The sequence below is a fragment of the Thioalkalivibrio thiocyanodenitrificans ARhD 1 genome (assembly GCF_000378965.1).
GTDB lineage: Bacteria > Pseudomonadota > Gammaproteobacteria > Ectothiorhodospirales > Ectothiorhodospiraceae > Thioalkalivibrio_A > Thioalkalivibrio_A thiocyanodenitrificans.
In genome coordinates, this window is sequence record NZ_KB900536.1 from 1,250,356 (window position 1) to 1,271,583 (window position 21,228).

At 63.6% G+C, this 21,228-nt stretch carries 32 protein-coding genes; 1 reads left to right on the forward strand and 31 read right to left on the reverse strand.

The window, feature by feature from the left end; translation table 11 throughout:
• Positions 1-96: 96 nt before the first annotated feature.
• The 3 genes from miaB to THITHI_RS0105855 all read right to left on the reverse strand — a co-directional run bounded on the left by miaB (position 97) and on the right by THITHI_RS0105855 (position 3,474).
• Complete coding sequence (gene miaB, locus THITHI_RS18545) at positions 97-1,458, reverse strand: tRNA (N6-isopentenyl adenosine(37)-C2)-methylthiotransferase MiaB (protein ID WP_018232147.1); 1,362 nt, start codon at positions 1,456-1,458, stop codon at positions 97-99.
• Between the two features lie 88 nt (positions 1,459-1,546).
• On the reverse strand, positions 1,547-2,005 hold the full coding sequence (gene ssb / locus THITHI_RS0105850) for a single-stranded DNA-binding protein (protein ID WP_018232148.1): 459 nt from the start codon (positions 2,003-2,005) through the stop codon (positions 1,547-1,549).
• 92 nt (positions 2,006-2,097) lie between these two features.
• Positions 2,098-3,474: an MFS transporter gene (locus THITHI_RS0105855; RefSeq protein ID WP_018232149.1), complete on the reverse strand. Its 1,377-nt coding sequence runs from the start codon at positions 3,472-3,474 to the stop codon at positions 2,098-2,100.
• Between the two features lie 308 nt (positions 3,475-3,782).
• Here THITHI_RS0105855 and uvrA point away from each other — a divergent pair, with 308 nt between their 5' ends.
• Positions 3,783-6,638 (forward strand): excinuclease ABC subunit UvrA, encoded by a 2,856-nt coding sequence (gene uvrA, locus THITHI_RS0105860; protein ID WP_018232150.1) that lies wholly within the window; start codon positions 3,783-3,785, stop codon positions 6,636-6,638.
• A 43-nt stretch (positions 6,639-6,681) separates the two neighbouring features.
• Here the strand turns inward: uvrA and THITHI_RS0105865 are convergent, their stop codons facing one another.
• The 28 genes from THITHI_RS0105865 to rplC form a co-directional block, all read right to left on the reverse strand.
• Positions 6,682-7,419 carry an SAM hydrolase/SAM-dependent halogenase family protein gene (locus tag THITHI_RS0105865; protein ID WP_018232151.1) on the reverse strand — a complete coding sequence of 246 codons (738 nt, stop codon included), beginning with the start codon at positions 7,417-7,419 and terminating at the stop codon, positions 6,682-6,684.
• Positions 7,420-7,791: 372 nt separating this feature from the next.
• Entirely contained in the window at positions 7,792-8,217 is a 426-nt protein-coding gene (gene rplQ, locus THITHI_RS0105870) for a 50S ribosomal protein L17 (protein ID WP_026186097.1), read from the reverse strand.
• Positions 8,218-8,254: 37 nt separating this feature from the next.
• A complete protein-coding gene (locus THITHI_RS0105875) occupies positions 8,255-9,253 on the reverse strand; it encodes a DNA-directed RNA polymerase subunit alpha (protein WP_018232153.1) in 999 nt (332 codons plus the stop codon).
• A gap of 179 nt (positions 9,254-9,432) precedes the next feature.
• Positions 9,433-10,053: a 30S ribosomal protein S4 gene (gene rpsD, locus THITHI_RS0105880; RefSeq protein ID WP_018232154.1), complete on the reverse strand. Its 621-nt coding sequence runs from the start codon at positions 10,051-10,053 to the stop codon at positions 9,433-9,435.
• 16 nt (positions 10,054-10,069) lie between these two features.
• Complete coding sequence (gene rpsK, locus THITHI_RS0105885) at positions 10,070-10,459, reverse strand: 30S ribosomal protein S11 (RefSeq protein WP_018232155.1); 390 nt, start codon at positions 10,457-10,459, stop codon at positions 10,070-10,072.
• 31 nt (positions 10,460-10,490) lie between these two features.
• Positions 10,491-10,847: a 30S ribosomal protein S13 gene (gene rpsM, locus THITHI_RS0105890; RefSeq protein ID WP_018232156.1), complete on the reverse strand. Its 357-nt coding sequence runs from the start codon at positions 10,845-10,847 to the stop codon at positions 10,491-10,493.
• A gap of 67 nt (positions 10,848-10,914) precedes the next feature.
• Positions 10,915-11,028 carry a 50S ribosomal protein L36 gene (gene rpmJ / locus THITHI_RS0105895; protein WP_018232157.1) on the reverse strand — a complete coding sequence of 38 codons (114 nt, stop codon included), beginning with the start codon at positions 11,026-11,028 and terminating at the stop codon, positions 10,915-10,917.
• A 28-nt stretch (positions 11,029-11,056) separates the two neighbouring features.
• Positions 11,057-12,391, reverse strand: a complete 1,335-nt coding sequence (gene secY, locus THITHI_RS0105900; protein ID WP_033337092.1) for a preprotein translocase subunit SecY — start codon at positions 12,389-12,391, stop codon at positions 11,057-11,059.
• A 21-nt stretch (positions 12,392-12,412) separates the two neighbouring features.
• On the reverse strand, positions 12,413-12,844 hold the full coding sequence (gene rplO / locus THITHI_RS0105905) for a 50S ribosomal protein L15 (RefSeq protein WP_018232159.1): 432 nt from the start codon (positions 12,842-12,844) through the stop codon (positions 12,413-12,415).
• 1 nt (position 12,845) lies between these two features.
• Positions 12,846-13,034, reverse strand: coding sequence for a 50S ribosomal protein L30 (rpmD, locus tag THITHI_RS0105910; RefSeq protein ID WP_018232160.1), 189 nt, complete (start codon positions 13,032-13,034; stop codon positions 12,846-12,848).
• A 5-nt stretch (positions 13,035-13,039) separates the two neighbouring features.
• Positions 13,040-13,546, reverse strand: coding sequence for a 30S ribosomal protein S5 (gene rpsE / locus THITHI_RS0105915; RefSeq protein WP_018232161.1), 507 nt, complete (start codon positions 13,544-13,546; stop codon positions 13,040-13,042).
• Positions 13,547-13,558: 12 nt separating this feature from the next.
• Positions 13,559-13,912 (reverse strand): 50S ribosomal protein L18, encoded by a 354-nt coding sequence (gene rplR / locus THITHI_RS0105920; RefSeq protein ID WP_026186099.1) that lies wholly within the window; start codon positions 13,910-13,912, stop codon positions 13,559-13,561.
• A gap of 16 nt (positions 13,913-13,928) precedes the next feature.
• Entirely contained in the window at positions 13,929-14,462 is a 534-nt protein-coding gene (rplF, locus tag THITHI_RS0105925) for a 50S ribosomal protein L6 (protein WP_026186100.1), read from the reverse strand.
• A 13-nt stretch (positions 14,463-14,475) separates the two neighbouring features.
• Entirely contained in the window at positions 14,476-14,871 is a 396-nt protein-coding gene (gene rpsH / locus THITHI_RS0105930) for a 30S ribosomal protein S8 (RefSeq protein ID WP_018232164.1), read from the reverse strand.
• Positions 14,872-14,885: 14 nt separating this feature from the next.
• Entirely contained in the window at positions 14,886-15,191 is a 306-nt protein-coding gene (rpsN, locus tag THITHI_RS0105935) for a 30S ribosomal protein S14 (RefSeq protein ID WP_018232165.1), read from the reverse strand.
• 13 nt (positions 15,192-15,204) lie between these two features.
• Positions 15,205-15,744: a 50S ribosomal protein L5 gene (gene rplE / locus THITHI_RS0105940; protein WP_018232166.1), complete on the reverse strand. Its 540-nt coding sequence runs from the start codon at positions 15,742-15,744 to the stop codon at positions 15,205-15,207.
• A gap of 12 nt (positions 15,745-15,756) precedes the next feature.
• On the reverse strand, positions 15,757-16,074 hold the full coding sequence (gene rplX / locus THITHI_RS0105945; protein ID WP_018232167.1) for a 50S ribosomal protein L24: 318 nt from the start codon (positions 16,072-16,074) through the stop codon (positions 15,757-15,759).
• Positions 16,075-16,091: 17 nt separating this feature from the next.
• A complete protein-coding gene (gene rplN, locus THITHI_RS0105950; RefSeq protein WP_018232168.1) occupies positions 16,092-16,460 on the reverse strand; it encodes a 50S ribosomal protein L14 in 369 nt (122 codons plus the stop codon).
• Positions 16,461-16,497: 37 nt separating this feature from the next.
• The gene (gene rpsQ / locus THITHI_RS0105955; protein WP_018232169.1) at positions 16,498-16,764 is read right to left on the reverse strand and encodes a 30S ribosomal protein S17; all 267 of its coding nucleotides are present in this window, start codon (positions 16,762-16,764) and stop codon (positions 16,498-16,500) included.
• 4 nt (positions 16,765-16,768) lie between these two features.
• Positions 16,769-16,966 carry a 50S ribosomal protein L29 gene (rpmC, locus tag THITHI_RS0105960; protein WP_018232170.1) on the reverse strand — a complete coding sequence of 66 codons (198 nt, stop codon included), beginning with the start codon at positions 16,964-16,966 and terminating at the stop codon, positions 16,769-16,771.
• The gene (rplP, locus tag THITHI_RS0105965; RefSeq protein ID WP_018232171.1) at positions 16,966-17,379 is read right to left on the reverse strand and encodes a 50S ribosomal protein L16; all 414 of its coding nucleotides are present in this window, start codon (positions 17,377-17,379) and stop codon (positions 16,966-16,968) included. The genes rpmC and rplP overlap by 1 nt, the downstream gene beginning before the upstream one ends.
• Before the next feature lie 12 nt (positions 17,380-17,391).
• Positions 17,392-18,078, reverse strand: coding sequence for a 30S ribosomal protein S3 (gene rpsC, locus THITHI_RS0105970; RefSeq protein WP_018232172.1), 687 nt, complete (start codon positions 18,076-18,078; stop codon positions 17,392-17,394).
• A gap of 11 nt (positions 18,079-18,089) precedes the next feature.
• A complete protein-coding gene (gene rplV / locus THITHI_RS0105975) occupies positions 18,090-18,428 on the reverse strand; it encodes a 50S ribosomal protein L22 (RefSeq protein WP_018232173.1) in 339 nt (112 codons plus the stop codon).
• 5 nt (positions 18,429-18,433) lie between these two features.
• Entirely contained in the window at positions 18,434-18,706 is a 273-nt protein-coding gene (gene rpsS, locus THITHI_RS0105980; protein WP_018232174.1) for a 30S ribosomal protein S19, read from the reverse strand.
• A 15-nt stretch (positions 18,707-18,721) separates the two neighbouring features.
• The gene (gene rplB, locus THITHI_RS0105985; protein WP_018232175.1) at positions 18,722-19,546 is read right to left on the reverse strand and encodes a 50S ribosomal protein L2; all 825 of its coding nucleotides are present in this window, start codon (positions 19,544-19,546) and stop codon (positions 18,722-18,724) included.
• 12 nt (positions 19,547-19,558) lie between these two features.
• Positions 19,559-19,855 (reverse strand): 50S ribosomal protein L23, encoded by a 297-nt coding sequence (gene rplW, locus THITHI_RS0105990; protein ID WP_018232176.1) that lies wholly within the window; start codon positions 19,853-19,855, stop codon positions 19,559-19,561.
• Positions 19,852-20,457 (reverse strand): 50S ribosomal protein L4, encoded by a 606-nt coding sequence (gene rplD, locus THITHI_RS0105995; protein WP_018232177.1) that lies wholly within the window; start codon positions 20,455-20,457, stop codon positions 19,852-19,854. Before rplD ends, rplW begins: the two co-directional genes overlap by 4 nt.
• 5 nt (positions 20,458-20,462) lie before the next feature.
• Entirely contained in the window at positions 20,463-21,107 is a 645-nt protein-coding gene (gene rplC, locus THITHI_RS0106000) for a 50S ribosomal protein L3 (protein ID WP_018232178.1), read from the reverse strand.
• Positions 21,108-21,228 lie beyond the last annotated feature (121 nt).

Below are 21,228 nucleotides of genomic sequence, written 5' to 3' on the forward strand. Positions count from 1 at the left end.
AGGTCGGAGTACCGTAAGGTGAGGGCTATGGAACAATTATAGAACGTCAGGGAATTCAAGATTCAACATTCAAGATTCAAAGGGGGAATCGCCCCCTCAACCCACCTTGAACATTGAATCCTGAATATTGAATTCGGCTTCAAGCCGACCCCTCAGGGAGTTGTTCAGGGCCTCGGTGATGTGCACCTCCACGAACCTGCCCGTCAGATCGGCGGGACCCTCGAAATTCACCACCCGGTTATTGGCGGTGCGCCCGGCAAGCTGGTCAGGGTCCTTCCGCGAAGGCCCTTCCACCAGGATGCGCTCAACGCCGCCCACCATGGCCTCGCTGATGGCCCGGGCCATCTCGTTGATGCTTGCCTGCAGGCGGGCGAGGCGGACCTTTTTCACCGCCATGGGCACATCGTCCGGCAGGGAGGCAGCGGGCGTGCCGGGGCGGCGGCTGTAGATGAAGCTGAAAGACTGGTCGAAACCGATCTGCTCGATCAGCGCCATGGTGGCCTCGAAGTCCGCGTCGGTCTCCCCAGGGAAGCCGATGATGAAGTCCGAGGAGAGCGAAATATCGGGCCGCGCCTCGCGCAGGCGTCGGATCTTCGACTTGTACTCGATGACCGTGTGACCCCGCTTCATGGCCGCGAGAATCCGGTCCGAGCCGCTTTGCACGGGCAGATGCACGTGGCTCACCAGTTCGGGGACCTCGGCAAAGGCCTGGATCAGGCTGTCGGAGAATTCCACGGGATGGGAGGTGGTGAAACGGATGCGCTCGATGCCGTCCACGGCCGCCACATAGTGGATCAGCAGCGCCAGATCGGCCAGCTCACCGTCGTGCATGGGGCCCCGGTAGGCGTTGACGTTCTGCCCCAGCAGGGTGACCTCACGCACCCCCTGGGCGGCCAGCTGGACCACTTCCGTCAGCACATCGTCGAAGGGCCGGCTGATCTCCTCGCCCCGGGTGTAGGGCACCACGCAGAAGGTGCAGTACTTGGAACACCCCTCCATGATGGAGACGAAGGCGGTGGGCCCTTCGGCCCGGGGCTCGGGCAGGCGGTCGAACTTCTCGATCTCAGGGAAGGAGATGTCCACCACGGGCAGGCCCTGCAGGCGCGCCGAGCGCACCATTTCCGGCAGCCGGTGAAGGGTCTGCGGGCCGAACACCAGGTCCACGAACGGCGCCCGGATGCGCAGCGCCTCCCCTTCCTGGCTGGCCACGCAGCCGCCCACGCCGATCACCACCCCGGGGCGCGCCTCCTTGAGCGCACGCCAGCGGCCCAGCAGGGAGAACACCTTCTCCTGGGCCTTTTCCCGGATGGAACAGGTGTTGAGCAGCAGCACGTCCGCCTGTTCCGGGTCATCGGTCAGCACCATACCCCCCGACTCACGCAGCACGTCCAGCATCTTGCCGGAGTCGTACTCGTTCATCTGACAACCGTGGGTCTGGATGTATACCTTGCCGCTCATGGGTATTTCGTGAGGAGTGAGAGGTGAGGAGTCAGGCGAGAGGGTTGGGGAAACCAACGCCTGTCGCTTCACGCCTATCGCCTCACGCTCAAAATGGAATCTCGTCGTCGAAGTCGGGCTCGGGCGACCGGGCGGGCGCCTGCTGGCCGCCGCCACCCTGACGGGACTGGGACGGGGCGTCGTCGTAGCTGCCGGTTCCGCCGCTGCCGCCGCGGCCACCCAGCATCTGCATGTCGTTGACCACGATCTCGGTGGTGAAGCGATCCTGGCCGTCCTGACCCTGCCACTTGCGAGTCTGCAGACGCCCCTCGACGTAGACCTGGGAACCCTTCTTGAGGTACTCGCCGGCAATCTCCGCCAGCCGACCGAAAAACACCAGCCGGTGCCATTCGGTCCTCTCCTGGCGCTCGCCGCTGCCCTTGTCTTTCCAGCTGTCGGTGGTCGCCAGGCTCACGTTGGCCACGGCGGTACCGCTCGGACTGTACTTGACCTCCGGGTCGTTGCCCAGATTACCCACCAGTATGACCTTGTTGACGCCTCGTGCCATGCGATTCGCTCCTGTGCCGGTTTGTCATGCCGGCGATCCTGCCGGCGGGGGGCCGAAGACCCAATGGGCAATTGTATCAGGACCGGCTCGGCTCAGGCCACGGAGAAACGCCTGAGGGCCGCCTCGTCCAGGGCATGGCGCTCCACCTTGAGGTAGGCCATGCCCTCCTCGGCGATCACCACCGCCTCGGACACCCCCCGGACGGCGGTGAGCTTCATGGCCAGCGTCTCGGCCTCATGCGGGCCCCTGGGGCCCACATGGAGCACGTAGCTGGACAGGTAACGGGGCCGGCGCATGCTGGCGGCCACCACCAGCCAGACCAGGACACCCGCGGCACCCAGCAGGAACACCCCGTGTATCCCCACTCGGGCGTGGAGCATGCCGCCCAGGACACCGCCCACGAAGATACCCATGAACTGGGTGCTGGAATACACGCCCATGGCCGTCCCCTTGCGGTCCGGGGGCGCCATCTTGGCGATCAGCGACGGCAGGCTGGCCTCCAGCAGGTTGAAGGCGGCAAAGAACACGCACAGTGCCGCCACCAGCCAGGCCATTGAACCACCGTTGGCAGCCAGCGCCAGCTGAGCCAGCCCCAGCACCGCAATGGCTCCCACGAAGACCGGCTTCATGCGCCGGTACTTCTCCGCGTAGATGATGAACGGCACCATGGCGAGGAATCCGGCGAGCAGCACCGGCAGGTAGACCCGCCAGTGGATGGCAGACTCCAGGCCCAGGCCGTCGCGCAGCAACAAAGGCAGTACCACGAAGTTGGCGGTAAGCACCATGTGCAGCACAAAGATGCCCGCGTCCAGGCGCAGCAACTGGGTATCGCGCAGGACGGTACCAAAGGATCCGGGCACCGCCTGGGTGTCCCGGTGCACCCGCGCAGCCACCGGCGTCGGCACCAGCATCAGGGTGATGCCGATGGCCAGCACCGCCAGCACCGCCGTCAGCCAGAAGATCCCGGAAACCCCGACCCAGCGATCCAGCACCGGGCCGCCGACCATGGCTACCGAGAAGGACACGCCGATGGTGAGCCCGATGATGGCCATGACCTTGGTCCGGTGTTCCTCGCGGGTGAGGTCTGCGGCCAGGGCCAGCACCACGGCGGCAATAGCGCCGGCGCCCTGAAGCGCACGCCCGGCAATCACCCCGTAGATGGTGTCCGACACCGCCGCCACCACACTGCCCGCGGCGAACACCAGCAGCCCGGCCACCATCACCGGCTTGCGACCCATACGGTCCGACAGCATGCCCAGAGGGATCTGCAGCAGGGCCTGGGTGAGTCCGTAGATACCGATGGCGAGACCCACCAGCACAGGGGTTACATGGGCCAGACTCTCGGCGTAGAGGGTGAAAACCGGCAGGATCATGAACAGCCCCAGCATGCGCACCGCGTAGACACTGGCCAGGGCGCCGGATGCGCGCAGCTCCGCCGCGCTCAGGGAATCGGAATAGCCGGACTGCATGGGTGCGAATGGGGTCCTTGGGACATCGATTCGGGCCGCGCGCCGGCCCGCCGGGGGCGCACAGGTCCGGTATGTTATCAGACCGGGGCAGCGGAGGAAGTATTGGACAGCGCCGAGCGGCAAGTTCAACCACTTGACACCGAACGTCAAGAGCAGCCCGAGCCGACGGCTCGAACCGCTCCTGCTTCAGTCATCCCCCGGGACGCAAAGACCCCCCGCTTGGCCCCGCCTCGAACCACGATGGTAAACTATGTTGTTTGCCCGTCCCCACCGGCCGATATCCCGTCGCTTCGCAAGACCGAGACCCCATGGACAAGATCCTTATCCGCGGCGCCCGCACCCACAATCTGCAGAACGTGGACCTGGACCTGCCCAGGGACCGGCTCATCGTCATCACCGGCGTATCCGGCTCGGGCAAGTCTTCCCTGGCCTTCGACACCCTGTTCGCCGAGGGGCAGCGACGCTATGTGGAGTCCCTGTCCACGTACGCGCGCCAGTTTCTGTCCGTGATGGAAAAGCCCGATGTGGATCACATCGAGGGGCTGTCCCCGGCCATCTCCATCGAGCAGAAGACCACCTCCCACAATCCGCGCTCCACCGTGGGCACGATCACCGAGATCTACGACTACCTGCGCCTGTTGTTCGCCCGAGCCGGGACCCCCCGTTGCCCGGAGCATGGCAACACCCTGGAGGTGCAGACGGTCAGTCAGATGGTGGACCAGATCCTGAGCCTGCCGGAAGGCAGCAGGCTCATGCTGCTCGCGCCCGTGGTGCAGAACCGCAAGGGCGAGCACCACCAGGTGATCGACACCCTGCGTGCCCAGGGATTCCTGCGCGCGCGCATCGACGGTGAACTGGTGGAACTGGACGATCCACCGGCCCTTGACCCGAAACGCAAGCACAACATCGAGGTGGTGGTGGACCGCCTGAAGGTTCGCGACAACGTGCGTGTTCGTCTGGCGGAATCCCTGGAAACGTCACTGGCGCTTTCCGACGGCATCGTGCAGGTGGCCTGGCTGGACGAACCGGCACGTGCGCCGCTTGTTTTCTCCGCCCGTTTCGCCTGCCCGGTGTGCGGCTACTCCCTGAGAGAACTGGAGCCGCGTCTGTTCTCGTTCAACAACCCGGCGGGCGCCTGCCCGGCCTGCGACGGCCTGGGGGTGACACAGTTTTTCGATCCGGCGCGGGTGGTCAGCAACCCGGACCTGAGCCTCGCGGGGGGCGCCGTGCGGGGCTGGGACCGGCGCAACACCTATTACTTCCAGATGATTCAGTCCCTGGCCGCCCACTACGGCTTTGATATCGAGGCCCCCTTCGGCGAACTGGACGAGCCGGTCCGGCGCGTGATCCTGCAGGGCAGCGGCGAGGAGGCCATCGATTTTCGTTACCTGAACGAACGGGGCCACACCACGGTACGCACCCACCCCTTCGAAGGCGTGCTGCCCAACCTGGAACGCCGCTATCGGGAAACCGAGTCCGGTACAGTGCGCGAGGAACTGTCCAAGTACCTGGCCACCCACGCCTGCCCCGACTGCCGGGGCACCCGGCTGAACCGCCAGGCCCGGCACGTATTCGTGGGCCAGTACACCCTGCCAGAGATCACCCGGCTGCCCATCGGGGAGGCCAAGGCCCTGTTCACGGCCCTGAGCCTCCCCGGCGCCAGGGGTCAGGTGGCGGAGAAGATCGTGCGGGAGATCGCCGCGCGGCTGGATTTCCTGGTGAACGTGGGCCTCGATTATCTGACGCTGGATCGAAGCGCCGACACGCTCTCCGGCGGCGAAGCCCAGCGCATCCGCCTCGCATCTCAGATCGGTGCCGGTCTGGTGGGCGTCATGTATATCCTGGACGAACCCTCCATCGGCCTGCACCAGCGGGACAACGCGCGCCTGCTCAACACGCTCACCTACCTGCGCGATCTGGGCAACACGGTGGTGGTGGTGGAGCATGACGAGGATGCCATCCGCCGTGCCGACCACGTGGTTGACATGGGCCCAGGCGCGGGCCGGCATGGCGGATGGGTAGTGGCCCAGGGCACGCCCCGGGAGGTCGAGAACCATCCGGCCTCCCTCACCGGCCAGTATCTGGCCGGCCGGCGGGCCGTCGCCCTGCCCGGAAGCCGGGTACCCCCCGACCCGGAACGCACACTCACCCTGCGAGGCGCCCGCGGCAACAACCTCAAGGGCGTGGACGCGGGCTTTCCCGTGGGCCTGCTGACCTGCGTGACCGGCGTCTCCGGCTCGGGGAAATCCACCCTGGTCAACGATACCCTGTACCGGATCATGGCTCGGCACATCAATCGGGCCGGTGACGAGCCCGCCCCCTGCGCTGCAGTGGAAGGCGCCGAGCAGTTCGACAAGGTGGTGGACATCGACCAGAGCCCCATCGGGCGTACGCCCCGCTCCAACCCGGCCACCTACACGGGGCTGTTCACCCCCATTCGCGAACTGTTCTCCGCCACCCCGGAGGCCCGCACCCGGGGGTACAACCCCGGGCGGTTCTCCTTCAATGTGAAGGGCGGGCGCTGCGAGGCCTGCCAGGGGGACGGGGTCATCAAGGTGGAGATGCACTTCCTGCCGGACGTCTATGTACCCTGCGACGTGTGCAAGGGACAACGGTACAACCGTGAGACCCTGGAGATCCGCTACAAGGGGCGGACCATCCATGAGGTCCTGAATCTGACCGTGGAGGAGGCGCTCGACTTCTTCCATGCGGTGCCGGTCATCCGGCGCAAGCTGGAGACGCTGATGGACGTGGGACTGTCCTACCTCCAGCTGGGGCAGAACGCCACCACTCTCTCCGGCGGCGAGGCCCAGCGCGTGAAGCTGGCCCGGGAGCTGTCCAAGCGCGAGACCGGCCGAACCCTCTACATTCTGGACGAACCCACCACAGGCCTGCACTTTCACGACGTGGAGCTGTTGCTGGCAGTGCTCCACCGGCTGCGTGACCACGGCAATACGGTGGTGGTGATCGAGCACAACCTGGATGTGATCAAGACCGCCGACTGGGTGATCGACCTGGGGCCGGAGGGAGGGTCCGGCGGCGGCGAGGTCGTCGCTCTGGGCACACCCGAGCAGCTCGCGGCTCACCCCGGCTCGCACACCGGGCGGTTCCTGCGTCCGCTGCTGGAGAAGAACACCGGGCCGCAGGCGGTGGCCCGGGTGTAAGGACGCACGCCACCAGTCAGCGCATTCAGGGCCTCTGCTGCCCTCAATCGGTACCGATCACCCCCGCCACCGGGTCCCCGATTCCGGCGCCCAGCACATGGTTGGCCCTGCCGCGATTGACCGCGACCTCCACCAATCCCATGGCATTGCAATACCAGAATCCCTGCCCCGCGGGCACCTCGGCAAATGTGCGTGCGCGATGCAGGCGCGACTTGCCTAGCCGGAGTACCGCATCAACGGGCACGGAAGCGGCGCGCAACCCGGTGATCAGGTTGCCGTAATGATCCACATGGATGACCTCGGGCAGGTCCATGGGCCAGTCGCTGCCCACCAGATCGTCCGGGGATACCTCATCGGCCTCGGGCATGCGTTCCATGGAAAGCTGAAGCGCCACGTGCGCGAACCAGTCACGGCCGTGAAAGCTCGGCGACATGCCCGGCGGGCGCCACTGGACGCGCCAGCAGCTCGCCTCCCTTGCATTGAGCATCACCTGGCTCAAGAGGCCGTTGTCCGGCCCGACGAACCAGCGTCCGTCGGCCTCCATGATCAGTCCGTCCCGTTCCGTGCCGACACCCGGATCCACCACGGCCAGCCAGATGGCGTCCGCGGGGTAGCACGGCACCAGGGATGCAAGCAGATAGGCGGACGCCCTCGGGTTGAAGGCCGGCGCGTCACTGCAGGCGTCCAGCACCGGGCGTTCCGGAAACTTGCCGTGCAGAACGGCTCGTATCTGCCCGGTGTAGAGCCCCGAGGGGCCGAAATCGGTGAACAGGACGAACATGGATAAAACCTGTCAGTTGTCAGTTGTCAGTTGTCAGTTGTCAGTTGTCAGTTGTCAGTTGTCAGTTGTCAAAGAGGATAGCTGGGGATGGTCTTGCCGTTGCGTTGCGATCATCGTACACCTGCGTCCCTGAACGTCTGAATACGGACGTCTTGCCTGGCGGGCGTGGCGTCCCTGCGGGGGTAGGATCAAATTCGGGAACGGCCGGGAACCCTGGTGTAAGGGGTGATTGTGGTCGGTTTCGCCGGTCTCCCTCATGCTTTTTGCACCCTTTGTGGTTTCAGATTCACAGCCTCCGGGGAACGCAGGCTCGCAAAACAAGAAAGCCGGCACATGGGCCGGCTTTCTCGTCAACCCGAATGCGGACGGGTTTCAGTCTTCGCTCTTGGGCTCGGCTGCCGGTTCGCCCCTGGCCGGCTCCTCTGCTCCCGCTTCAATCTCCGGGCGATCCACCAGTTCCACGTATGCCATGGGCGCGTTGTCGCCGGGGCGGAAACCGCACTTGAGGATGCGCATATAGCCGCCGGGACGGGCCTGGTAGCGCGGGCCCAGTTCCTGGAACAGCTTGCCCACCACTTCCTTGTCGCGCAACTGCGAAAAGGCCACACGGCGGGTGTGCACGCTGTCGGTCTTCGCCAGGGTGATCAGGGGCTCGGCCACTCGGCGCAGCTCCTTGGCCTTGGGCACCGTGGTCTTGATGACCTCGTGACGGAACAACGAGGCGGCCATGTTCTGCATGGTTGCCTTACGATGCGAGCTGTTGCGGCTCAGTTGCCGCCCGCTATTACGATGACGCATGGGTCTTATTCCCGTTCAGAAAAGCTGTGTGGCGGCCTCAGCCGGCCTTCTTGTCCTGATCCTTGAGTCCCGGCGGCGGCCAGTTCTCAAGGCGCATGCCCATGGACAGCCCATGGGAAGCCAGCACGTCCTTGATCTCGGTTAGCGACTTCTTGCCCAGGTTCGGGGTCTTGAGCAGCTCCACCTCGGTGCGCTGAATCAGGTCACCGATGTAGTAAATGTTCTCCGCCTTCAGGCAGTTGGCGGAACGCACAGTCAGCTCCAGATCGTCCACCGGGCGCAGCAGGATGGGATCGATCTCCATCTGCTTGCTTTCGGCAACGGCGCTCTCGTCACCCTGCAGTTCCACAAAGGCCGCAAGCTGGCTCTGCAGCACGCCCGCTGCCTGGCGGATCGCGTCGTCGGCGTCCACGGTGCCGTTGGTCTCGAGCTCGATAATCAGCCGGTCCATGTCGGTACGCTGTTCCACACGCGCGCTTTCCACCTTGTAGGCCACGCGACGGATGGGGCTGAAGCTGGCATCCAGCATGAGCCGCCCGATGGGGCGGTCCTCGTCGGCGCCCCTGCGCACGGTGACGGGCTGGTAGCCTCGGCCACGGCCCACCTTCAGGCTCATGGAGAGGTCGCCATTCTTGGTCAGGTGCGCGATCACGTGCTCCGGATTGACGATCTCCACGTCATGGTCCAGCGTGATGTCACCAGCGGTCACCACCCCCGGACCCTTCTTCTTCAGAGTCAGCGTGGCCTCGTCCCGGTTGTGCATCTTCAGCGCGATGCCCTTGAGGTTCAGCAGGATGTCGACCACGTCCTCCTGCACCCCTTCAAGAGAGGTGTATTCGTGGAGTACGCCCTCGATCTCCGCCTCGATCACGGCCGCACCCGGGATGGAGGACAGCAGGATCCGGCGCAGGGCATTGCCCAGCGTATGGCCGAAACCGCGCTCAAGAGGCTCGAGCACCACCTTCGCCTGCTTGGGGCTGACGCTGGCGACCTCGATGTGGCGAGGCTTCAGGAGTTCGTTGACTTTGGTCTGCATTGAAGACCTCGTAATGGGTTAGTTCTGTCGTGAGGAGTGAAGTAGTGTGAGGCGCGAGGCGTGGACTGAGGGAACAGGCCTCCTTTCACCTATCGCCTGACGCCTCACCTCTCCACCCATGCCTGCCGGTGCTGCCACAGCATCATTGCGGCCCGGCGACACCCGCAAGCCGGGAATCGTTACTTGGAATACAGCTCCACCACCAGGGATTCATTGATCTCCGCGGGCAGGTCGCTGCGTTCCGGAACGCTCTTGAAGACGCCTTCCATCTTCTTGGTATCCACGTCAATCCAGCCCGGAAAACCGAACTGTTCGGCCAGCGTCAGGGAATCCTGAATCCGCACCTGCTTGCGGGCCTTTTCGCGCACGGACACCACGTCGGAAGGCTTCACCTGGTAGGACGCGATGTTTACCGTCTGACCGTTCACCTGGATCGCCTTGTGGCTCACCAGTTGACGCGCTTCGGAGCGGGTGGCACCGAAACCCATGCGATAGACCACGTTATCCAGACGGCGTTCCAGCAATTGCAGCAGGTTGTCGCCAGTGGAGCCCTTCAGACGCGAAGCGGTCTTGTAGTAATTGCGAAACTGACGCTCCAGCACACCATAGATCCGGCGCAGCTTCTGCTTCTCGCGAAGCTGCATGCCGTAGTCCGACAGGCGCGTACGGCGGTCGCCATGCTGCCCCGGGGCCTTGTCCAGCTTGCATTTGGTGTCCAGGGAACGGCCGCGGCCCTTGAGGAAAAGGTCGGTGCCTTCCCGGCGGCTCAGTTTGCACTTGGGTCCGATGTATCTTGCCATCTGATAAAGCTCCGGACTAAACGCGCCGCTTCTTGGGCGGGCGGCAGCCGTTGTGAGGAATCGGGGTGATGTCGCTGATGTTCAGGATCTTGAACCCGGCGTTGTTCAGTGCCCGCACCGCGGACTCGCGGCCGGGGCCGGGGCCGCGCACCAGCACTTCCAGGTTCTTGAGGCCGTACTCCTGAGCCGCCGTGCCCGCGCGCTCCGCGGCCACCTGGGCGGCGAACGGGGTGCTCTTGCGCGAGCCGCGGAAACCGGAACCTCCGGAGGTCGCCCAGGACAGCGTATTGCCCTGACGGTCCGTGATGGTCACGATCGTGTTGTTGAAGGTGGCATAGATATGCGCAATACCGTCGGAAACGGATTTCTTGACCTTCTTTCGGGTCCGGGTCGGAGCCTGTGCCATATGATGATATGTCCTGTCGGAAACCAGTCGATTACTTGCGGATCGGACGACGCGGGCCCTTGCGGGTGCGCGCATTGGTCCGGGTACGCTGCCCGCGCAGGGGCAGGCCGCGACGATGCCGCAGACCCCGGTAGCAACCCAGGTCCATCAGCCGTTTGATATTCATGGAAACCTCGCGGCGGAGATCACCTTCCACCGGGAACTGCCCCACCGCAGCACGAAGCTTCTCCACTTCCTCTTCGGTGAGGTCACGGATCTTCATATCCGGCTTGACGCCCGTGACTTCGCAGATCTTCTGCGCACGGGTGGGGCCGATGCCGTAGATCGCGGTCAACGCGATCACGGTGTGCTTGTTGTCGGGGATGTTGACACCTGCAACACGAGCCATTCGTAAATCTCCACGAACCGGCGGAAAAGCCCGGTATTTTATCCAGTTAGGCCTGGCGAATCAATCCTCAACCCTGGCGCTGCTTGTGGCGGGGATCCTTGCAGATCACGCGCACCACGCCGTTGCGCCGGATCACCTTGCAATGGCGGCAGATCGTCTTCACAGAGGCACGTACTTTCATCTCTCTATCCTCAGTCAGGGCAGGCCGGTCAGCGCAGCATGCCCGATTTACCATAACCCTTCAGGTTTGCCTTCTTCATGAGCCCCTCGTACTGATGCGACATCAGGTGGGCCTGAAGCTGGGCCATGAAATCCATGACCACGATGACGATGATCAGCAGGGACGTGCCACCGAAGTAGAACGGCACATTCCAGTACAGGATCATGAACTCGGGCAGCAGGCAGACGGCCGTGATGTAGATGGCCCCTACCGCGGTCAACCGGGTCATGACCCCGTCGATATAACGCTCCGTCTGCATCCCTGGACGGATTCCGGGGATGAACGCCCCGGATTTCTTCAGGTTGTCGGCCGTCTCCCGCGAATTGAACACCAGCGCGGTGTAGAAAAAGCAGAAGAAGATGATCGCGGCCGCATAAAACATCACGTACAGCGGCTGTCCCGGACCCAGGGTCGTGGACAGGTCACGAAGCCAGGTCATGCCCTCGGTCTGCCCGAACCACTGCCCCAGCGTCGCCGGAAACAAGATGATACTGGAGGCGAAGATCGGGGGTATGACGCCCGCCATATTCAGTTTCAGGGGCAGGTGACTGCTCTGCCCGCCGTATACCTTGCGGCCCACCTGCCGCTTGGCGTAATTCACCGTAATCCTGCGCTGACCCCGCTCGACGAACACCACGAAGGCCGTCACCGCCAGCGCCATGATCAGCAGCAGCATCACGAAGGCCGGCGACAACTCGCCGGTCCGGGCCAGCTCGAGGGTCCCGCCAACCGCCGCAGGCAGCCCCGCCACGATCCCCGCAAAGATAATGATGGAGATCCCGTTGCCGATACCCCGCTCGGTAATCTGCTCACCGAGCCACATGAGAAAGATCGTGCCCGTCACCAGTGTCACCACGGTGGTGAAGATGAACACCGGGCCAGGGTTGATCGCCATGCTCATGCCGCCGATCTGCTGGCCGTTCAGGGCGATGCCGATGCCGATACTCTGAAACAACGCCAGGGCCACCGTGCCATAGCGCGTGTACTGGGTGATCTTGCGCCGCCCGGCCTCACCTTCCTTCTTGAGCTGCTGCAGGGTCGGCACCGTGGCGGCCAGCAGCTGCATGATAATGGCGGCCGAAATATACGGCATCACGCCCAGCGCCATGATGCTCAGCCGCTCCAGGGCCCCGCCCGAGAACATGTTGAACATGTCCAGGATGGTACCGCTCTGCTGCTCGAAGAACTGCGCCATGGCCAGAGGATTGATCCCCGGCACCGGAATAAAGGTTCCGACGCGGTAGACCACCAGCGCCAGCAGCACGAAGATCAGGCGCTGCCGCAGTTCCGTGAGCTTGCCGATCCCGCCCAACGAGCCGGCCATGCCTGCGCGGGGATTGGCCACTTATTCCTCGATCTTGCCGCCGGCGGCCTCGATGGCCTCCCGAGCACCCTTGGTGACGGCAACACCCTTGAGAGTCACGGCCTTTTCCAGTTTGCCGGAAGCGATCACCTTGGCCTTGAGCGTCCGGGCAGGCACCACCCCCGCCGCGATCAGCGCGGCCAGGTCCACCGTCCCTTCCAGCCCCGCCAGCTCGTGAAGGCGTACCTCCGCGCTGCGCTCCGACTGGCGGGAGGCAAAGCCCACCTTCGGCAGACGGCGCTGCAGCGGCATCTGGCCGCCCTCGAAACCCACCTTGTGGTAGCCACCGGAACGGGATTTCTGACCCTTGTGGCCGCGCCCGCCGGTCTTGCCCAGGCCCGAACCGATGCCGCGGCCGCGGCGCTTGCCGTCAGGCCGGCTGCCGGGGGCCGGAGAAATGGAATTCAGTCGCATCTCAGGCTTCCTCCACCTTGAGCATGTAGGAGACCTTGTTGATCATCCCGCGGTTCTCCGGCGTGTCCATGACCACCACCGGATTGTGAATGCGGCGCACTCCCAGCCCGCGCACACAGGCAATGTGCTGCTTGAGCCGGCCGTTGAGGCTGCGCACCAGCGTCACCTTGAGTTCTTTCGCCTTGGCCATGTCAATTACCCCAGGATCTCGTCCAGTTTCTTGCCGCGCTTGGAGGCCACCATCTCCGGGTCATGCACCGCGTCCAGCCCGTTGAGGGTGGCCTGAACCACGTTGATGGGGTTGCGCGAGCCGATGCACTTGGCCAGCACGTTACGCACACCGGCCACTTCCAGCACGGCGCGCATGGCACCGCCGGCGATAACACCGGTACCTTCGGATGCCGGCTGCATGAACACCTTGGCGGCGCCATGACGGGCCATCACGGAATAATGCAGGGTGCCGTCCTTGAGCGGCACGCTGCGCATGTTCTTGCGGGCGGACTCCATGGCCTTCTGAATGGCCAGGGGCACTTCCCGGGCCTTCCCGTAGCCGAAACCCACCTTCCCGTTACCGTCACCCACCACGCTCAGGGCGGTGAAACGGAACTGCCGGCCGCCTTTCACCACCTTGGCGACACGGTTCACGGTGATCAGCTTCTCCTGAAGACCGTCGGTTTCGTTGCTTTGCTGAAAACTTGCCATGGGGTCACCCTTTTAGAATTGCAGGCCGCCTTCGCGGGCGGCATCGGCCAGCGCCTTGACGCGGCCATGGTATTTGAAGCCGGAGCGATCAAATGCCACTTCGCTCACGCCCTTGGCCTTGGCACGCTCCGCAATGAGCTTACCCACTGCCACCGCGGCATCCGCGTTCCCGGTGCCCTTTAGATCCTTGCGCACATCGGCTTCCACCGTGGAGGCGCAGGCCACCACTTCGGAACCCGAGGGCGCAATCACCTGGGCATAGATGTGACGCGGAGTCCGATGCACGCAAAGACGGTGAACACCGTGCTTGCGGATCTGGTGGCGAGCGCGCGCCGCGCGGCGCATACGAGCTTCTTTCTTATCCATTCCGGGTCACCTTACATCACTTCTTCTTGGCTTCCTTGCGAATGATCTGCTCATTCGCATATTTCACACCCTTGCCCTTGTAGGGCTCAGGGGGACGGAAGGCACGGATCTCGGCGGCCACCTGGCCCACCTGCTGTTTGTCCACACCCTTGACCACGATCTCAGTCTGAGAGGGCGTCTCGATGGTGATGCCCTCGGGCACCGGGTACTCGACCGGATGGGAAAAACCCAGGCTCAGATTGAGCTGCTTCCCCTGGGCCTGGGCACGGTAACCCACACCCACCAGTTCCAGTTTGCGTTCGAAACCCTGGCTCACACCCACCACCATGTTGTTGAGCACGGCGCGCATGGTGCCGGCCATAGCGTAGTGGCTCTCGTTGCCGTCGCGGGGCGCGAGCACCAGGGTATTGCCGTCCTGGGTCACCTCCACGGTTTCATGGACGTCCCAGGCAAGATTGCCCTTGGGGCCCTTCACCGCCACGTTGTTGCCGCTGACCGTCACGTTCACGCCGGAGGGCAGTTCAATCGGTTTTTTCGCTACTCGGGACATGACTGATATCCGCTTAAGACACGATGCACAGAATTTCGCCGCCCTGCCCCATGGCACGGGCTGCACGGTCGCTCATCACACCCTTGGATGTGGACACGATCGCGATACCGAGACCGCCAATCACCTTTGGCAACTGGTCCTTGGCCTTGTACACCCGCAGACCGGGGCGGCTGACACGCTGTATGGTCTCGATGACCGGCCTGCCCTGGAAATACTTCAGTCTCAGGGTCAGCTCCGGCTTGCCGCCGGCACCATCCACGCTGACGTCCGCGATGTAACCTTCCTCCTGCAGGACCCTGGCGATGGACTCCTTCAACTTCGAGGAGGGCATGCGCACCTCGGTCTTGTTGGCCCTCTGACCGTTACGAAGACGGGTCAGCATGTCGGCGACGGGATCGGTCATGCTCATATTCGTTATTCCTCTTACCAGCTCGCCTTGACCAGACCGGGGATATCCCCGCGCATGGCTGCTTCACGAAGCTTGTTGCGGCCCAGGCCGAACTTGCGGTAGTAGCCCTTGGGCCGTCCCGTCAGATGGCAGCGATTGCGCTGGCGTGCCGGGGAGGCGTCACGAGGCAGTTTCTGCAAGGCGATGACCGCCTGCATACGCTCCTCATATGCCGATTCCGGATTGCTGATCGTTGCCTTGAGCTCGGCCCGCTTGGCAGCATACTTGTGCACCAGCTTGGCGCGCTTGCGCTCACGTTCCAACATGGACGTCTTGGCCATTTAACAAACCTCTTCAGTGCTTGAACGGGAAGTTGAACGCCGACAACAGCGCCCGGCCTTCCTCATCATTCCTTGCCGTGGTGGTGATGGTGATGTTCATCCCACGCAGGGTATCGATCTTGTCGTACTCCACCTCGGGGAAGATGATCTGCTCCTTGACCCCCAGGTTGTAGTTGCCGCGGCCATCAAAACCCTTCGGGCTCAAGCCGCGGAAATCGCGCACACGCGGCAGCGCGATACTCACCAGGCGGTCCAGAAACTCATACATGTTCTCCCGGCGCAGTGTCACCTTGCAGCCAATGGGATAACCGTCACGGATCTTGAACCCGGCAATGGATTTGCGCGCCTTGGTCACCACCGGCTTCTGGCCGGCGATGGCCGTCATGTCGGATACGGCGTTCTCGATGACCTTCTTATCAGCGACCGCCTCACCCAGCCCCATATTCAGGGTGATCTTGGTGATCCGGGGCACTTCCATCACGCTGCCGAACTGGAACTGATCCATCAGCTGCTTGACCACGGTGTCGCGGTAGTAATCTCTCAGCCTTGCCATCTCAGCCACCTGTTAAACGTCCACAACTTCGTTGTCGGACTTGAAGTAACGCACCTTGCGCCCGTCTTCCAGGGTCCTGAAGCCAACACGGTCGCCCTTGCCCTTGGCCGGATTGAAGAGCATCACGTTGGAGATGTGCAGGGGCATCTCCTTCTCGATGATGCCGCCGGGTTTTCCGGCACCCGGGTTCGGCTTCTGGTGCTTCTTCGCCATATTCACGTTCTGCACAACGACACGGTCGTTCGCCAGCACTTTGACCACGTTGCCGCGACGCCCCTTGTCCTTGCCTGCGGTGACGATGACGTCGTCACCCTGCCTGATTCTCTGCATGACTCAATACCTCGAATTCAAAGCACTTCGGGTGCGAGCGAGATGATCTTCATGAACTTCTCGCCGCGCAGCTCGCGGGTCACGGGCCCGAAGATCCGGGTGCCGATGGGCTGGAGCTGGTTGTTGAGCAGCACCGCCGCATTGCGGTCAAAACGCACCACGGAACCATCGGGACGACGCACGCCCTTGGCGGTACGCACCACCACGGCATTGTAAACCTCGCCCTTCTTCACCTTGCCGCGCGGGATGGCGTCCTTGACGCTCACCTTGATGATGTCGCCCACACCGGCGTAGCGGCGATGGGACCCACCCAGCACCTTGATGCACTGGACCTTGCGCGCGCCGCTGTTGTCCGCCGCATCCAGAACCGTTTGCATCTGAATCATGGTCTTATCTCACTTGTCCGTTGCCACGCACGCCGGTTCAGTCGGCGGCCTTCTCAAGCACCTTCAACAACCGGAAGGCCTTGCTCTTGGACATGGGCCGGCATTGCTGCACCATCACCGTGTCGCCCATGCGTGCTTCGTTGTTCTCGTCGTGCACGTGCAGCTTGGTGGACCGACGGATGTACTTACCGTACAGCGGATGACGGACCTTACGCTCGATCAGGATGGTGCGGGTCTTGTCCATCTTGTCACTGATGACTCGACCGGTGATCGCGCGCTGCGCTTTTGCTTCCTGTTCGCTCATATGCTTACTCACCTGCCACGGCACGTTCATTCATAATGGTCCTGATCCGGGCAATATCCTTGCGGATCTTGCTGAACCGGTCGGGTCGGGCCAACTGCCCTGCACCACGCTGCATGCGCAGTCCAAACTGTTCGCGCAGCAGTTCGAGCAATTCCGTATGCAGCTCCTCGTCGTTCTTCTCTCGCAGCTCTTGAGCCTTCATCACATCACCTGCCGGGTCACAAACTGGGTCTTGATGGGCAGCTTGGCGGCAGCCAGACGGAATGCCTCGCGGGCAATCTCTTCGCTCACGCCTTCCATTTCATACAGGATCCGGCCGGGCTGAATCTTGCATACCCAGTACTCCACGTTGCCCTTGCCCTTGCCCATGCGCACTTCCAGGGGCTTCTTGGTCACGGGCACGTCCGGGAACACGCGGATCCATACCTTGCCGCCACGCTTGATGTGGCGGGTCATGGCACGACGGGCGGCCTCGATCTGGCGGGCGGTAAGTCTGCCACGATCCTGAGCACGCAGCGCGTACTCACCGAAGCTGACCTTGCCGCCCGAGAAGGCCAGACCACGGTTCTTGCCCGTGAACTGCTTGCGGAACTTGGTCCTCTTGGGCTGCAACATCTCGCAAACTCCTTAGTTCACCGCGGCCTTGCCTTCATGGCCGCCGTCGGTCTTCTGATCGAAATCAAACACTTCGCCCTTGAACACCCAGACCTTGACGCCGATGACGCCATAAGTGGTGCGGGCCTCGGCGAATCCATAATCAATATCGGCACGCAGCGTGTGCAGGGGCACCCGGCCTTCCCGGTACCACTCGCTGCGGGCAATCTCCGCACCGTTCAACCGGCCGGCGACGTGGACCTTTACGCCCAGGGCCCCCAGGCGCATCGCGTTGCCCACTGCGCGCTTCATGGCGCGGCGGAACATGATGCGGCGCTCAAGCTGCTGCGCAATCCCTTCGGCCACCAGCTGGGCGTCCACCTCGGGCTTGCGGATCTCTTCGATATTGATCTTGACGCTGTTCAGATCCAGACCCAGTCGACGGGCCACTTCCTTGCGCAGCGCTTCGATATCCTCGCCCTTCTTGCCGATCACGATGCCGGGTCGGGCCGTATGAATCGTGATGAAAGCCTGGCGTGCCGGCCGGGCGATGTCGATGCGGCTTACGGAGGCCTGGGACAGACGTTCCTTCAGGAACTCCCGGATCGCCAGATCCTTCGCCAGAACATCAGCAAACTCACGTCCGTCGGCGTACCAGGTGGAGGTCCACTGACTGGATATGCCAAGGCGGAACCCGACCGGATGTACTTTCTGACCCATCTCTGACCCCTTTACTTTTCGCCCACCGCCACGGTGATGTGGCTGGTACGCTTCAGAATACGGTTGGCGCGACCCTTGGCCCGGGCATGGATACGCTTGAGCGTCGGCCCCTGGTCGATGCAGATTCGCGAGACCCTGAGTTCGTCCACGTCGGCACCTTCATTGTGCTCGGCATTGGCGATGGCCGACTCAAGCACCTTTTTGACCATGGCGGCCCCCTTCTTCGGGCTGAAGGTCAGCTCCTGCAGGGCGCGTTCCACCGGCATGCCGCGGATCTGGTCGGCCACCAGACGGCATTTCTGTGGAGAAATGCGCGCAAAGCGGAGCCGAGCGACGGTTTCGATAGCCATCTCGGTTACCTCGCCTTCTTGTTCGCCACGTGACCCTTGAAGGTCCGCGTCGCGGCGAATTCACCGAGCTTGTGACCGACCATGTTCTCATTCACAAGCACCGGCACGTGCTGGCGGCCATTGTGAACCGCAATGGTCAGACCCACCATCTGCGGCATGACCATGGAACGGCGCGACCAGGTCTTGATCGGACGCTTGTCATTGTTCGCCGCAGCGGTCTCCACCTTCTGAAGCAGGTGGTGATCAATAAACGGACCTTTCTTGAGTGAGCGTGGCACTGGCCTATTCCCTCGTTACTTCTTGTTCCGACGACGCACGATCAGTTGATCGGTGCGCTTGTTCTTGCGTGTCTTGTAACCCTTGGTGGGTACGCCCCATGGCGTGACCGGATGCCGCCCGAAGTTGCGGCCCTCACCACCTCCGTGGGGATGATCCACCGGGTTCATGGCGGTGCCGCGTACGGTCGGGCGCACACCCTTCCAGCGCTTGGCGCCGGCCTTGCCGAACTTGCGCAGGCTGTGCTCGCTGTTGCTGACCTCGCCCACGGTGGCACGGCAGTCGGCGGGCACCTTGCGCATCTCGCCGGAGCGCAGTCGCAGCGTGGCATACTGGCCTTCACGGGCCACCAGCTGAACGGCTGCGCCGGCGCTGCGGGCCATCTGGGCACCCTTGCCGGGCTTCATCTCGATGCAATGCACGACGGTACCCACCGGGATGTTGCGCAAGGGCAGGCAGTTACCGGCGCGGATGGGCGCGGTGGACCCGGAGATCACCGGATCGCCTGCGGCGACACCCTTGGGCGCGATCATGTAACGGCGCTCGCCATCGGCATACAGCACCAGCGCGATGTGCGCACTGCGGTTCGGATCGTACTCCAGGCGCTCGACGCGGCCCGGAACACCGTCCTTGTCCCGCTTGAAGTCGATGGTCCGATAGCGTTGCTTGTGACCGCCGCCCACGTGCCGGGTGGTGATCCGACCCTGGTTGTTGCGCCCCCCGGTACGTGTCTTCTTCTCGAGCAACGGACCATAGGGCTCGCCCTTGTGCAGTCCCTCGGTCACCACGCTCACCACGAACCGGCGTCCGGCAGACGTGGGCTTGGATTTGACGATTGCCATGATTGGGTACCCTTACTCGCTTCCGGCCGGCGCGATATCCTGGCCTTCAGCCAGTGTCACGTAAGCCTTTTTCCAATTGGCGCGGCGCCCCTGGCGCGCACCAAAACGTTTGCTCTTGCCCTTCATGTTGACCACGCGCACGGAGGTCACCTCAACCTCGAAGAGCTTCTCCACGGCGGCCTTGACCTCGTCGCGGGTGGCATCCGTGGCCACCCTGAATACTTGCTGGTTGGCCGCGTCCGCCAGCAGAGTGGCCTTCTCGGACACGTGCGGCCCAACCAGGACCTTCAGCAGTCGCTCTTCATTCATGCCAGCCACTCCTCAACCTGCTTCAGGGCCGGCACCGTGATCAGCACGGCCTCGGAACCCACCAGACTTACCGGATCCAGGCCGCCCACCTCGGTCACGTCGACGCTGCGCAGATTGCGCGCGGACAGATACAGGTTGGCGTCGGCCTCGTGGGTGACGATCAGCCCACCCGACAGACCCAGCGCGGAGAGCTTCTCCGTCAGACCCTTGGTCTTGGGGGCATCCACGCCGAAGGCGTCTACCACCACCAGGCGGTCCTGGCGCACCAGCTCGGAGAAGATGGAGCGCATGGCGGCCCGGTACATCTTCTTGTTGAGTTTCTGGCTGTAATCCCGCGGGCGGGCCGCAAAGGCCTTGCCACCGCTGCGCCACAGCGGGCTGCGGATGGTGCCGGCGCGAGCACGGCCGGTTCCCTTCTGGCGCCATGGCTTGGCGCCGCCACCGCGTACGTCGGAGCGGCCTTTCTGGGCCTTGGTACCGGCACGGCCGCCGGCCATGTAGGCCACGACCGCCTGGTGCACCAGGGCCTCGTTGAATTCGCGGCCGAAGGCCTCGTCGGAGACCTCCACGTCCTTCTGGGTGTCTTTGATGGAAAGCTTCATGACCTTCAACCTTTCGCCTTGATGCCGGGGCGCACAAACACGTTGCCGCCGATCGAACCGGGCACCGCCCCCTTGATGAGCAGCAGGTTGCGCTCCGCGTCAACCCGAACCACTTCCAGGTTCTGCACGGTGCAGCGCTCGTTGCCCATGTGGCCGGCCATCTTCTTGCCCTTGAACACCCGGCCCGGGGTCTGATTCTGACCGATGGAGCCCGGCGCGCGATGGGACAGGGAGTTGCCGTGGGTGGCGTCCTGCATGCTGAAATTGTGCCGCTTGACCACGCCCTGGAAGCCCTTGCCCTTGCTGGTGCCGGTCACGTCCACGATCTGGCCGGCCTCAAACAGCTCCACCTTGAGCTCGGCACCCGCCTCCAGATCGGCGCCCTGATCGCCCTCCAGGCGGAATTCCCACAGGCCGCGTCCGGCCTCGACCCCCGCCTTGGCGAAATGCCCGGCGCGGGCCTTGTTGACCCGGGACGCCTTGCGGGAGCCGGCGGTCACCTGCAACGCCCGATACCCGTCGCGCTCTTCGGTCTTGACCTGGGCGACACGGTTCGGCTCCACCTCGATCACCGTCACCGGCAGAGAGGCGCCATCTTCGGTGAAGACGCGGGTCATGCCCAGCTTGCGACCGACCAATCCGATTGCCATGACACTACCTCGTTAAACAAGCCCGCCCGGGGCCGGACGCGCAGTATGGTTCCCAAAGTTCCAAAATCGTGGCCCGGCACAAGCCAGCCTGTACCGGGCCACGGAAAGCAGACAATTATGT